Below are 13,605 nucleotides of genomic sequence, written 5' to 3'. Positions count from 1 at the left end.
ATTTAAACAACACATCCTCACAATGAAAATAGGTATCACATTTGTTGCATTTAGTCACTTAAATGCAGGCTATATCCAGATGTTAGAAGAAGCCCGGAAACAATGCGACTATTTAATCGTTGGCTTAAACACCACACCCAAAAAACCAATAGAAGCAGTACATAACAACAATCTAACAAACCGCTATATACAACTAAATGGTTGTAAATATGTCAATGAAGTTATTCCTTATGAAACTGAAGTTGATGTAGAAAATATATTACGCACTTTTAAAATTGATGTCCGAATTATTGGAGAAGAATACAAATTAAAAAGCTTTACAGCAAAAGAATATTGCACACAAAACAATATTGAAATATACTACAACAAAAGAAACCTAAAGCCTTATTTAAGTTATAAAAGGAAACAATCATAGTATAAACAAGAACACGAAGTGCACCTTCGTGTTTTTTTATTCCTACCACAGCCCTATAAAAAGAACACCCCTGTAAACAGAGGTGCTCGATATAATAAGAAAACATTAATATTGAGGCAACATACATTCCTCTTAATTTAAAACTTACTTCACCATTCACGGTGAAGCACATTTGAAAAAATCAAAAAGCAAATAACGTTCTATAACGTTAGCACTTTTTAATATCTTGAAAAATAATTGACTATAAAACACACCATTTCCGTGTGTAGGCATCTACTTGATTACCATAGTAAAAATAGGCATCATAGCGCATTCACGAAAGAAATAAAGGGTAGAGTAGCGAGTTTTTTGAGTAAGTACTATCTTTTGACTTGTAAACTCAATAGCACAGTGTAGTATAAAAGGATAAAGAGAAAGCAAATTAAAAATTTTGTATAATAATGTGTGTGCATTGAATACAATACTCTCTCTTATCCTTTAAGAGACCAAATGTAAGGTTTAATCTATTCATAAACTACACAAAAAAAGGCGAACCATTAGGCTCGCCTTTTTATTATCTTGAAAAGACACATTATTGTATCTCAATTAATTTATAAATCTATAGAAAACTACTATGCAAAAAATGCTTTAACAGCCTCTGCAATTCTTTCTCTATCCTCATCAGATAAATTAGAACCTGAAGGCAAACACAATCCACAGTCAAATAAGTGTTCTGCTACCTTATTAGCTCCGTAGTATGGTGCATCAGCAAATACCGGTTGTAAGTGCATAGGTTTCCACAACGGACGTGTTTCAATATTTTCTTCTAACAACGCTAAACGCAATTGTTCTCTGTTTTTTCCTGCTACTTTTTCATCAATTGTAATACAAGATAACCAGTGGTTAGAGAAGAAATCTTCTGTTGGCTCTACAAATACAGTAACTCCAGCAATAGTAGCAAATAACTCTTGATAGAACTTATTGTTTGCTCTACGAGCGGCAATACGGTCGTTTAACACTTCCATTTGTCCTCTACCAATTCCTGCACTAATATTACTCATACGGTAGTTATACCCAATGTGTGAGTGTTGGTAGTGAGGTGCGTTATCTCTTGCTTGTGTAGATAAAAATACCGTATGGTCTTTTTCTTCTTTTGTAGAACAAACTAAAGCACCACCACCTGAAGTAGTAATAATTTTATTCCCATTAAAACTCAAAGCAGCCATTTCACCAAATGTACCACATTGTTGTCCTTTGAATGTACTACCTAACCCTTCAGCCGCATCTTCTAATACTGGAATCTCATATTTATTAGCAACAGCCATAATCTCATCCATCTTAGCAGGCATACCATATAAGTGAACTGGAATAATCGCTTTTGGTTTTTTACCTGTTGCTAACATTCTACTTTTAATAGCATCCTCTAATGCAATCGGACACATATTCCAAGTATCTGTTTCACTATCTACAAATACAGGCTTAGCCCCTAAATAAGCGATAGGATTAGCAGAAGCAGAAAACGTCATAGTCTGACAGATTACTTCATCTCCAGGTTTAACCCCAAGATTAATTAATCCTATGTGTAAAGCAGCAGTACCTGCACTTAAAGCAGCCACTTGTACATCTTGTTTTAAGAAAGCCTCTAAGTCTGCTTCAAATCCGTTTACGTTTGGTCCTAAGGGTGCCACCCAGTTTTGATCAAAAGCTTCGTGAATGTAGTTTAATTCCTGCCCTCCCATATGAGGTGAAGACAACCAGATTTTTGATTTCATTATATTGTAATGTTTTTGTTCTATTTTGGAATGTCAAATGTACGAATAATGCTAATTATATTAAGTTAAAATCAGCAAAGTAGTCGTTTTTATTAGGCAATAAAAAAACCTTTCATCGGGTGATGAAAGGTTTTGTGTTATTTTTAATTTACTTTTAATAATCTATCACATTTAGAAAACATAATATCTGCTTTATATTGATTAAAGAGTTCAATACCTTTATTACCTTCTAACCAAGAAATATATGCAGCTGCTGTATTCATACCTGCTTCGTGTGAAAAAGGATACCCTCCTCCAAAACGTGGGTTTAACTCAAGAACATACAATTCACCGTTGTGTTCAAATACATCACAATCTAAATTTCCAATATGCTTTAAATTTGTTCCAATTGCCTCACCAACTACGTTAAAACGAGAATCAAGAATAGAAATTGCTTTATCAGTTTCACCAGAACGCATAGAAAGTTTTTGACGAACAAACGTACCTTGATAATTACCATCAAAATCATTTAATACATCCATACCATATTCAGCCCCAGGTATTTTTTCTTGAATTAAAATTGCGTGATCAAAATCTTCTTTACTTGCTTCAGCTAAAATTGTTCTACCCAATCTTATTTTTTGTAACTGATAAGCTAAATCTAACTCTTCCATATCCTCAGGAAAATCAATACCTATTGATGCACTTCCCCAACGTGGTTTAATTACTAAAGGAAATTTTAACTCTCCTAATTCTATTGCTTTTTTTGCTTCATCTAAATCAATAAAAGTCTTAGGAGATCTTAAGCCAGTCTTCTCCAAGAATTTCACAGTCTCCCATTTATCAAAAGCTACTTTAATAGCTTCCTCACTTGAAACAATTACTATTGCACCTAAAGCTTCAATCTCAGATTTTACTTCAGACAAAATTGGTAATTCTAAATCATTTAAAGAAATTACAGCATCTATTTTATTTTCTTTTACTATACTCTTTAAAGACTCTATATATGCTTTATCATAAATAGCTGGTACTTGTATAGCAACATCTGCATCTACTAATGCAGGAGCAGTTAATTGCATATCTGTTGCAAAAACTTTCCCTTTTCCATTTAAAGCTTGTTTGAAGTAATTTATTAAATAATTACGACGTCCAGCACATGTAAATAATATATTCATTTTTATTCTGCTAAATAGTTAAATATTCCTCCTGTGTGCCAAAATAAAACTTTTTTATTTTCAAGATCATTTCTCTTAATAAAATCTTTCATACCATAAAAAGCTTTAGCAGTGTAACAGGTATCTAATGTAAATCCAAATTCTTTTATTGAGTTTTGAGACAATTCCTTAATTTCATCATTATACATACCATATCCTCCACATAAATAATCATCTAAAACAATCACTTCTCTATTTGAAAATTTAATGTTATAATAATTACAAAGTTCTTTATAAAATTCACCTACAACTTTAGTAGCTTGCTCTGTCTTCCTTCCAACAGAAATACCAATAACCTTCGTATCTTGCATATACTTATCTAAACCAGCAAGAATACCCGATTGAGTTGAACCAGTTCCTGAAGCATGAAAAATGTAATCCGGATACCAATTATTTTTACAACAAAATTTTTCTAATTCTTTGATCGCGCTAATATATGCTTTGCCTCCCTCAAAAGTATGTCCGCCCCCCCAAATATAATACGGATTAAACCCCTTTTTACTATATTCTTTCATTTCAGCATCCATTACATCTCCTATTTCATTTGCATTTTTAGCAAAAATAATATTAACACCAGAATCTCTCATTACTTTTGCATTACCTGACTCAATGTGAAACTTTTGTTGATCGCCATGTAAAACTAAGGTACATTTCATTCGATACTGAGCTGCAAAAACAGCAACAGCCCTACAATGATTTGATTGAATACCTCCTGTTGTCACTAAAGCATTTGCTCCTTTTTTAAAAATATCTTCTGCAATAATATCCATCTTTCTTCCTTTATTCCCCCCTCCTAAAAAGGGATAAAGATCATCACGAAACACAGAAATATTCTCGTTTAATTTGGTAATTAGTCTAAAGTTCTTCATTATAATACTTTTTCCATTCAGATTCCTCCCATTCAGATTTTAGCAAGCCATAGAAACGTCTATTCTGAAACTTCCCGTTTTTCCATTTATGATTACGAAGAATTCCTTCAAGTTGAAATCCATACTTTTCATAAATTCTATATGCTGCTACATTATCATCATTCGTATATAAATATATTTTATTAAGTCCTAAAACTGAAAAAGCATAATTATACATCCACTCTGAAACTTTTTTTCCTATACCTTGTCCTTGTAAAATAGGATTAACCATTACATAAAATTCAGCATGATGATGTTCTTTACTTATTCCAGTAAATCCTCCCATAGCAATACACTCATCCTTTTTATTAAAAAAAGAAAAATCAATACGATTAATGTTATCGACATTTGATTGATACCATTTCAGAGTTTTATCAACTAATGCAGGAACTTCAAAAAACATAGTTGAATTAATCAATGGATTGTTTATCCAATCAACTCTTGTCTCTATGTCTTGTTCACTAAATCGCTTCGGTACTATTTCCATTTTTTCTATATATATCTAATCGTGTAAATAACTGTCCAGGAATTACTACAATATCTTTGCGATTAACTACATTCTTAACTGTTTGAAAAAAAATTCTTACATCATTTTTAAAAGATAAACTCTCTACATATTTAGCATCAAACTCTAACCTCTCATCCCAGTTAATGGTATTTCTACCATTAACTTGTGCTAAACCAGTAATTCCAGGTCTTACTGTATGACGTAATTTTTCACGCTCTGTATAAAAAGGCAAATAAGCCACTAATAAGGGTCTTGGACCTATTAAACTCATATCGCCTTTTAAAATATTTATCAATTGGGGGATTTCATCTAAAGAAGTCTTACGAACAAAAGCTCCTACAGGTGTTAATCGATCCACATCTGGCAATAAATTTCCATTAGCATCCCTTTTATCATTCATTGACTTAAACTTAATAATTTTAAATACTTTCTCACCCTTGCCAGGACGAGATTGAAAGAAAAAGGGTTTCCCTTGATTAGCAAAAAACAATCCTATCGTAACAATAATAAAAATAGGACTTAAAAGTACCAACCCAAAAAATGAAGCTAAAAAATCTAACACTCTTTTTAAAAAAAACTTATACATTCGATTCAAATTGTTTTAAATATTCTAAATACTTTAATGCTAAATAATTTCTGTCAAAATTTTCTTTTGCATACTTATAACCACTTTCCCCTTGAATCTCAAGCAAATTTTGATTGTCCATATAAAATTTTATTTTTTCTGAAAAATCCTTTGGATTTTCAGGTTCAATAAAAACTCCTGCCTTTGCTGTTTCAACTAATTCCCGTGAAGCACCATCAATTGCCATTAATATTGGTTTTTTACAAGACATGTAATCAAAAGTTTTATTAGAATAAACAGTTTTAAACGTATCATTCTTAATTAATACTGATGCCCCAATATCTGATGCAAGTACATACTTTAACACCTCTTTTTTAGGCATTGCATCCATGTAACATACATTACTTAAATTTAAATCCTTTGTTTGCTGTATCAATTGTGTTTTTTTCATCCCGTTACCAATCAACACAAAAAGAACATTTGTATCTCTTAATAATGCCGCAGTTTCATTTATTTGATGTAACCCATTTGCTACACCATGTGCTCCCATATATATAACCACAAATTTTTCATTCCATCCCAATTTTTTTCGAAAAGATTTATAATCAAAATTAGATAATAAATCATCTGACATGTCAAAATCCGCAGCATTTGGTATTTCAATAATTTTATCTTTAGCTACATTCTTTTTTTCAACTAAAGTTTTATAAAACGCAGGCGTAAGTACATTAATTAAAGATGCTTTTTTGTAAATGAATTTTTCAAATAAATATGCGAAATTTATTATCAGTTTATTTTTCAAAACACCCGTATCTATAGCTGACTCAGGCCATAAATCTCTAATTTCAAAAACAAATGGTACTCTTTTAAATAGAGAAATTAAATAAGCAGTAATTCCAACAAACAAAGGAGGAGAAGTAACTACAATTACTTCATACTTACCTTTCACTTTAAACAAGCCTGCATAAGTACTTGAAAAGACAAAAGAAAAATACCCCCAAAGTCTACCTAAGAAATTAGAATTATAAGATTCAGAAACATTACATCTAAAAACCTCTACTCCCTCTTGATTTGTTTTAAGAACAAATTTATTTCTATATTCTTTCTTTTTAGAAAGAAGCTGAACATTTAAATCGCCCGCTAAAACAGTGATATCATGTCCTTGTTCTTTCCAAATACGAACCATCTCATTAAAACGTGCACCTCCCGTTACATCTGACTCTTTAAAGTACTGATGAATTAATAATATTTTCATTGTTATATATCGATCTTAAAATTTCATTAAATTGTTTCTCCCAAGAAAAAACATCTTTAATTTCTAAATTTTCTAAATTTTCCTTTAATTTATCAGTGTTAATATCATTCATCAATTCTACAATATTCTCTATTGAAGAACCATCATCTGACAAAACCAAACCTACATCCAATTTCTCTACAATATTTTTCATAGTAGGATTATTTCCAACTATAACAGGAACTTTTCTATAAATCAATTGATACAGTCGATTGGGTTCACAATAAAAACTATTGGGCTTACGATCATTATAAAGCACCACAGAAAAACAAGCATTGTCAATAAACTTAATTAATTCTTCTTGTTTAACAAACGAATTATAAATTTTCTTACTCTGTATTCCCTCCTCAATAAGATTATTAAACTCTTTTTCAACTTTCCCTAAAACAACTAAATTATATCTATCGCTAACTTTTCTATATGCTTCTATAAAGAATCCAAAGTTTCTTCCTTTCAGTGCTCCCCCTAACCATAAAATATATGGTATGTTTTTTCTTAAACCAAACAACTCGATAGGAAAAGAATTTTTCTTTTCTTCCAAAAAATCTAAATCAGGATAATTATTTAAAACTTTAAAATCTTTTTCACTATAATTCAATTTTGATCTTAAATATTCCTTTCTCTCATCATTTGTATAAATAACTAAATCAACACTCTCCAAGACATACTTTAAAAGTTTTTTAGTAAACATAGTCCTAAAAATAAATGAATGTGGTAATTCATGTAAATCCCAAATAACAAAGCACTTTTTAGTTTTAAAAAACAAACAATATACAAGTAAATTTAAATATTGTTGCACATCATGGAAAACAATTATATCAGACTTATATTTTGAAATAAAACGCTTTACTTTAACCATATATTCTAAGGACTTAAAAAGATAACCTTTCCTTTGTTTAAAAAAATTTCTAAACCAAAGATTATCTTTAACAAGAATTGTATCACCTAACTTTTCAATACTCTTAGTGTTAGAATCCTCAATTATATACACATTAGATTTTATATTTACTTTACTAAACCCACGAATCCATTTTTGCAATCTCCCATCGCTATCATAAGAAGGTGATTTTATAATATGACTAACTTTCATTTAAATTATTGATTATTAAAAATTATAATATTTCAAAATATCTATTCTCTCTAAAATATTTTTTTCTTGAGCGCTTTTACTATGGATAATATGCGAAATACTAGCTGCATCCCACCAAAACAATCCAAATACAGATTCTTTTTCTAAATATTTATAACTATAGATGTAGTTTAAATATAAATCCATATTGTCTTTATCAACTATTACAGTATTATTCTGATTAACATGCATATACCAAAAAAAAGGAATAACTGGTTTTTTCAATTTCGAGGCTAATTTAAAAGTCTGTTCTAAATTATTTTCTAAAAACTTTTTATTGCTATTTACATTTAAAAAAGACAAATATAATGAAGGAGCAATAAAATCACATTCTAATAATAGCGTCGTAAATTTTTCTAAATCATCAATTTCTTGAAAACTATAATTAAATCTAAAAGGAATACCGTAAATACCTATCTTTAAATTAGGTCTCAAATCTTTTATAAGCTTAATTAAATACATAAAAGCTTTTTCTGACTTCTTAAAATCCTTTGTATTTCTACCCTTCTTTAAGTTTTTAAAATAATCTCGCTCCCAATCAATTACTAAATAACTATTATCCCTTTTGTCTGGGAACCAAGCCTCAATCGTTTTGGATAATACTTTTAAGTCTATACTGTTTTTGTATAAAAAATATCCTGGCGTTAAAAGAAAGTAATTTTGATAATCCTTTTGAGAAAAAGACACTCTCTCCTCTGTATTATACAAATTATATCTAATAAAAATTTCTTTTTCACTTTGACTATAACATATACTACTTGTCAAAATAAAGAAAAACACTATATATCTCATCTTACATCTTTCTTTAAAAACGAATATAAAACTAATACTAAGCCCATACTACTCCACATCCAAGAAGCTGTATAAATAGCCCCCGAAAATAGCTGTTGAACAAAACTTTGAATAAATATAGCTACTACCCAAAAATACTCTTTATTATTTTTCCCTATATAAAAGCAAACTTTAAAGACATAATAAATCAAAATAAATAATGGTATAAACCCAAATAATCCGGTAGTCTGTAAAACTTCAATAAATAAATTATGAGCGTATCCTCTCCAACCAACTACGCGTAAACTATCACCAAAAAAAGGATTGTCTAAAAACTGATTAAAAGCATTTTCCCAAATTACTATTCTAATTGCACCACTTGCGCCTGAATCGATCTGTTCAGAAGTACTTAAAAATCTATCCAATAAACCACTCCCTAAATAATTATCTAAAAAAACTATACCAACAACGAAGAAAACTAAAATAACTAATGATTTTAAAAAAAACTTAGCACCTTTTCCTACTAAAATATAAAATATAAAAACTCCTATTAAAGTCATCAAAGATCCTCGCGAAGCTCCTAAGAAAAAAGGAACAAAAGATAACAAGATACATGAAATCATAATAAATTTCTTTTTCCATTCCACACTATTGTGCAAAAGATAAAATGAAAAAACTCCAATTATTAACGAAGAACAATATGATAATGCTAAAGGAGACAAAGTATCCTCATCAGCAGTAGTTGAACTTAACCTACTTACTTGTCCAATAAATTTACCATAATAAACTAAACATAAGATAGAGAAAGCTATTCCTCCAATTAAAAAAGCATTAAAAATATAATCTAAATCATTTTTAGTAATTTTTATGCTACTTAATATAATAAATGGTAAAAATGAAAATGAAATAAAATAACCTAAAACAATAGGATAACTTGTATAGTAATAAACTTCGTTACTATAATCTATAAGAATTCGTATAATATAAAATATTGAAAAAACAAGAAAAGACAATTGCATTTTGGAAAAATGCAATTGCCTAATATTTTTAAGAAAAAGTACAATTAATGTAAAAGCTAAAACTAAACGAATAGGTATTGTTAATAATCTAGAAGTCTCTAAACTTGCAAAACTAGCAAATAATAAAATAGATGCGTAAAACCCTAAAAAAGTAAATAAATAATAGATAAATAAGTACTTTTTACTTATCGAACAATTGATTTTTTTATACATTAAAATAAATACTAATTTATTGATTTATAAAGAAACTCTAATGATTTAACTCTTTCTTCATCTAACTTTTGATTAGCTTTACTAAAATCAACTTCTATAGAATTTAATACATCTCTATTCTCTCCATCGTAAACTATTCTATCACTTAATCCTACTAATTTTAATAAGTTGATAAATCTACTATTTGTTTTTTTAGTTTTTTTAGGTATTGAATAAAAAGGAATATTGAAATTAACTGAAAAAGCTGTACCATGAAACGAATTTGTTAACACAAATGAAGCATTAGCAAACAATTCAATAAATTCTATAGGTCCTGCATCAAAAATATTTTCTACATTACTGTATACTTCCCTAGTCCAAGATCTAGGAACAACCCTTTTAATCTTTAAATTTAAATGTTTAGCAATTTCAAAAGCTTTTTCAAATACATACTTAGATTCCACTAAAGTATAAATTAGCAAATACTTTTCATTTTTATCTAAATTGTCCACTCCTAAATACTTAACCCATTCAGCCTTTTTTATTAATAAAGTAGGATCCAAAACAGTAATAGCTTCTTTATCACTAATACTTTTCACTATATCCACTCCTTGTTGTTCTCTTAAAGAAATACTGTCAAATTGATCTATCCACTTTTTATAGAAAGGTTTTATTTCTTCAGGCAATTCAGAGTGACCAATACTCGCTGCATAAGATACTCTTTTAGCTCCACTTTGAGCAAAAGTTAAAAAATATGGTTCTGGTGAAAATATATATTCAAAATTCCATACTTGATCACTTCCAACTACATAAATATCATAATCTAAATTAGAATTATATAAATCATCAAATGAATAGAAAACTTTAGGAGTCAAATTTATATGTGTTCTCTCGAACTCATCAAATCTTTTAGCACGCACACGAGCATTTTTACCAAAAAGTCCATTGTAAATTTTAGTTACATTAGCAACAATCTTTCCTTTAATCCTTGAACTTTTAGTTTTTTTATCCTGTGGAGAATAAATAGGTTTATAATTTCCTGTATCAATAAACTCCTTATTATTTGGTCTTAACTGGTGTAAAACCTCGACATTATATCCACTTTCCCTCAATACTTTTTGTAAAGCATAAGCTTGTAGTTCTCCTCCAAAATTTCCAGATTTAAAAAATGTCAATATCGCTATTTTTTTTGTCATTTTATTTTACTTTTTACAATTTTAATTAATTCTCTATAAGACTCAATCTTAAAAAATATACTAAACATCAAATATAGAAAAGCTCCTGAAGCAATTTGAAAAATTAATTTAATATATACACTTACTTCGATATTTAAAAAATGTACTGTATACACAATAAGACCACAAACAATTGATAGAATTAATGTAGGCAATACATCTTTAAACTGTTGTATTAAACTAAAACTAATTTCTTTACCACAATAATACATATTTATTATAATCGAGATTAAAGAAGCTATTACATGGCCAACTAATAACCAATATACTCCTAATGGCAAAGTTAATACAATTGCAATAATCATTAATAATCTTCTTACAATCTCTAATGATAATAATTTCTTTCCACGATTCTTCACCTTCAAAATATTCACATTAATCGAATGCAAAGGAAAAAAAACTCCATGTAAACAAAGCAATTGAAAATAAGGAACTGCAAGTATCCATTTTGCTCCTAACAAAACAGTAAACAAATCCTCCGCAACAACTATTAACATAATCATTAAAGGAAAATTTAAATAAACAGCCATGTTGATAACTTTTCTATAACCACTCTTTAACTTTACATCATCGCTTTGTAATTGTGACAATATTGGAAAACTAACTTTTTGAATAATAGTAGTTAATGTCTGTGTAGGAATTTCTTCAAAACGTTTGGCTTGATTATAATAACCTACTGTATCAACATTATACACCTTACCTATTATAAGAGTATAAAGGTTGTTAAATACAACAATTAAAACATTTGTACTTAATAAACTTAAACTAAAACTAATTAAATTAGATATTGGTTTTAAAGAAAAAACAAATAAAGGTTTCCATTTACTATACCACCAATAAAGTGCTACTTGTATTATACTGAATACAAGAGATTGCCATACTAATGACCAAACTCCTTGATCTAAATACGCCATAACTATTCCGAGAAACCCTGAAATAAAAGTTGCTAATAAAGAAATCTTGGCAAGCAACTTAAAATTTATTTCTCTAGATAATTTTGTATATTGGACTACACCACAAGCCGATATTGGAAATATCAAAAATGACAGTCTCGAAATATCTAATAATATCGGCTCATTATAGAAATCTGCAATCAAAGGGGCAAAAAAATACAATACTATATATATAAAAAGCCCCATTATAACATTAAAATAAAATACAGAACTATACTCTATTTCTGAAACATTTTCTTTTCTAATTAAAGCTTGGCTAAATCCTGCATCAATAATTACATTCCCTAATGCAATAAATATAAACAACATACCAACTAGACCATAGTCTTCTGGCATTAATACCCTAGCTATAATTATTGTAATTAATAATTGGATAATTTTAGTTCCAATACTTTGAATAGCGCTCCAAATAACACCATTTATAGTTTTATTCCTTAGAGACATAAAACCTTATTTATTAATACCACAAAAATCTAATACTACTTTATCACTTGCTATTTCTAAAGCTTTAAACTCATTATGAGCCACTAAGAATACAATAATATCCGCTTTTTCAACGGCTACTTTATAATCTGTTAATTTAAACACTTTGTGTTCGTGTACATTAGGCTCTACAATATACATATCTGCATCTCCAGAATCTTGTAATACACGCTCAGCAATATGAATAGCCGGAGACTCACGTAAATCGTCGATATTCGGTTTAAATGCTAATCCCATAATTGCAATCACAGGTTGGCGACCGTTTTTCAATTCAAACTCTAAACGAGTTGTTTTTACTTTTTCAGCACACCAGAATGACTTATAGTTATTTATCTCTCTTGCTTGTGCGATAATACGAGATTCCATAGGGAATTCAGAAACAATAAAATATGGATCTACTGCAATACAATGTCCTCCTACCCCACATCCTGGTTGTAAAATATTTACACGTGGATGTTTATTGGCTAATTCTATTAATTCCCAAACATTAATACCCGCTTTATCACAAATTAATGACAACTCATTTGCAAAGGCAATTTGAACGTCACGAGAAGAGTTTTCTGTTAATTTACACATCTCAGCTGTACGTGCATTTGTTGGGTGTAATGTTCCTTGTACAAATTGACTGTAAAAAGCAATTGCTTTTTGAGTAGATTCTTCATTCACCCCACCAATTACTCGGTCATTGTGAACTAATTCGTGCATTACATTTCCTGGTAATACACGCTCAGGACAATATGCTAAATATATTTTTCCTTCTAATTCTGGTCTTTCTGTAAAAATGTATTCCATCATTTTCTCAGTTGTTCCAACAGGAGAAGTAGATTCTATAATATACAAATCACCTTCTTTTAACAAAGGCATAATAGCTGTAGTAGCTGCTTTTACATAAGAAATATCTGGTTCGTGATTTCCTTTGAAAGGAGTTGGAACTACAACTAAATATGTATTGGCTTCAATTGGTGTAGTTGCCGCTTTTAAATAACCTTCTGCTACAGCCTGAGCCACTGCCTTATCTAAATCTGGTTCTACAATGTGAATTTTACCTGCGTTAATTGTATCCACAACGTGTTGTGAAATATCAACTCCGTGAACTCCTATTTTATTTTGTGCAATTAATGCTGAAGTTGGCAATCCGATGTACCCTAAACCAATTGTTACTACTTGTGTATTTTTCATTTGTATATAA

At 29.4% G+C, this 13,605-nt stretch carries 13 protein-coding genes; 1 reads left to right on the top strand and 12 read right to left on the bottom strand.

The window, feature by feature from the left end; genetic code table 11:
• Nucleotides 1–22: 22 nt before the first annotated feature.
• Nucleotides 23–415 carry a glycerol-3-phosphate cytidylyltransferase gene (locus GQS07_RS09900; RefSeq protein WP_158210651.1) on the top strand — a complete coding sequence of 131 codons (393 nt, stop codon included), beginning with the start codon at nucleotides 23–25 and terminating at the stop codon, nucleotides 413–415.
• Nucleotides 416–1,026: 611 nt separating this feature from the next.
• On the opposite strand, the gene GQS07_RS09895 is transcribed toward GQS07_RS09900, so the two are convergent.
• The 12 genes from GQS07_RS09895 to wecC form a co-directional block, all read right to left on the bottom strand.
• Nucleotides 1,027–2,166 carry a DegT/DnrJ/EryC1/StrS family aminotransferase gene (locus GQS07_RS09895; protein ID WP_158210650.1) on the bottom strand — a complete coding sequence of 380 codons (1,140 nt, stop codon included), beginning with the start codon at nucleotides 2,164–2,166 and terminating at the stop codon, nucleotides 1,027–1,029.
• Between the two features lie 143 nt (nucleotides 2,167–2,309).
• Nucleotides 2,310–3,320, bottom strand: a complete 1,011-nt coding sequence (locus tag GQS07_RS09890) for an ATP-grasp domain-containing protein (protein WP_158210649.1) — start codon at nucleotides 3,318–3,320, stop codon at nucleotides 2,310–2,312.
• Between the two features lie 2 nt (nucleotides 3,321–3,322).
• On the bottom strand, nucleotides 3,323–4,228 hold the full coding sequence (locus GQS07_RS09885) for a 1-aminocyclopropane-1-carboxylate deaminase/D-cysteine desulfhydrase (RefSeq protein WP_158210648.1): 906 nt from the start codon (nucleotides 4,226–4,228) through the stop codon (nucleotides 3,323–3,325).
• Nucleotides 4,215–4,754: a GNAT family N-acetyltransferase gene (locus GQS07_RS09880; protein WP_158210647.1), complete on the bottom strand. Its 540-nt coding sequence runs from the start codon at nucleotides 4,752–4,754 to the stop codon at nucleotides 4,215–4,217. The genes GQS07_RS09885 and GQS07_RS09880 overlap by 14 nt, the downstream gene beginning before the upstream one ends.
• Complete coding sequence (locus GQS07_RS09875) at nucleotides 4,729–5,361, bottom strand: sugar transferase (RefSeq protein ID WP_158210646.1); 633 nt, start codon at nucleotides 5,359–5,361, stop codon at nucleotides 4,729–4,731. The genes GQS07_RS09880 and GQS07_RS09875 overlap by 26 nt, the downstream gene beginning before the upstream one ends.
• Complete coding sequence (locus tag GQS07_RS09870; protein ID WP_158210645.1) at nucleotides 5,354–6,595, bottom strand: glycosyltransferase family 4 protein; 1,242 nt, start codon at nucleotides 6,593–6,595, stop codon at nucleotides 5,354–5,356. The genes GQS07_RS09875 and GQS07_RS09870 overlap by 8 nt, the downstream gene beginning before the upstream one ends.
• The gene (locus GQS07_RS09865; RefSeq protein ID WP_158210644.1) at nucleotides 6,564–7,724 is read right to left on the bottom strand and encodes a hypothetical protein; all 1,161 of its coding nucleotides are present in this window, start codon (nucleotides 7,722–7,724) and stop codon (nucleotides 6,564–6,566) included. Before GQS07_RS09865 ends, GQS07_RS09870 begins: the two co-directional genes overlap by 32 nt.
• A 15-nt stretch (nucleotides 7,725–7,739) precedes the next feature.
• Nucleotides 7,740–8,555 carry a hypothetical protein gene (locus GQS07_RS09860; RefSeq protein ID WP_158210643.1) on the bottom strand — a complete coding sequence of 272 codons (816 nt, stop codon included), beginning with the start codon at nucleotides 8,553–8,555 and terminating at the stop codon, nucleotides 7,740–7,742.
• Nucleotides 8,552–9,766, bottom strand: coding sequence for an O-antigen ligase family protein (locus tag GQS07_RS09855; protein WP_158210642.1), 1,215 nt, complete (start codon nucleotides 9,764–9,766; stop codon nucleotides 8,552–8,554). Before GQS07_RS09855 ends, GQS07_RS09860 begins: the two co-directional genes overlap by 4 nt.
• A gap of 11 nt (nucleotides 9,767–9,777) precedes the next feature.
• Nucleotides 9,778–10,941 carry a polysaccharide pyruvyl transferase family protein gene (locus GQS07_RS09850; RefSeq protein ID WP_158210641.1) on the bottom strand — a complete coding sequence of 388 codons (1,164 nt, stop codon included), beginning with the start codon at nucleotides 10,939–10,941 and terminating at the stop codon, nucleotides 9,778–9,780.
• Nucleotides 10,938–12,377 carry a lipopolysaccharide biosynthesis protein gene (locus GQS07_RS09845; RefSeq protein WP_158210640.1) on the bottom strand — a complete coding sequence of 480 codons (1,440 nt, stop codon included), beginning with the start codon at nucleotides 12,375–12,377 and terminating at the stop codon, nucleotides 10,938–10,940. Before GQS07_RS09845 ends, GQS07_RS09850 begins: the two co-directional genes overlap by 4 nt.
• Before the next feature lie 6 nt (nucleotides 12,378–12,383).
• Entirely contained in the window at nucleotides 12,384–13,595 is a 1,212-nt protein-coding gene (wecC, locus tag GQS07_RS09840) for a UDP-N-acetyl-D-mannosamine dehydrogenase (protein ID WP_158210639.1), read from the bottom strand.
• Nucleotides 13,596–13,605 lie beyond the last annotated feature (10 nt).

The sequence above is a fragment of the Myroides phaeus genome, from assembly GCF_009799805.1.
Lineage (GTDB): Bacteria > Bacteroidota > Bacteroidia > Flavobacteriales > Flavobacteriaceae > Flavobacterium > Flavobacterium phaeum_A.
This window is presented reverse-complemented; position numbering and strand designations above follow the sequence as displayed.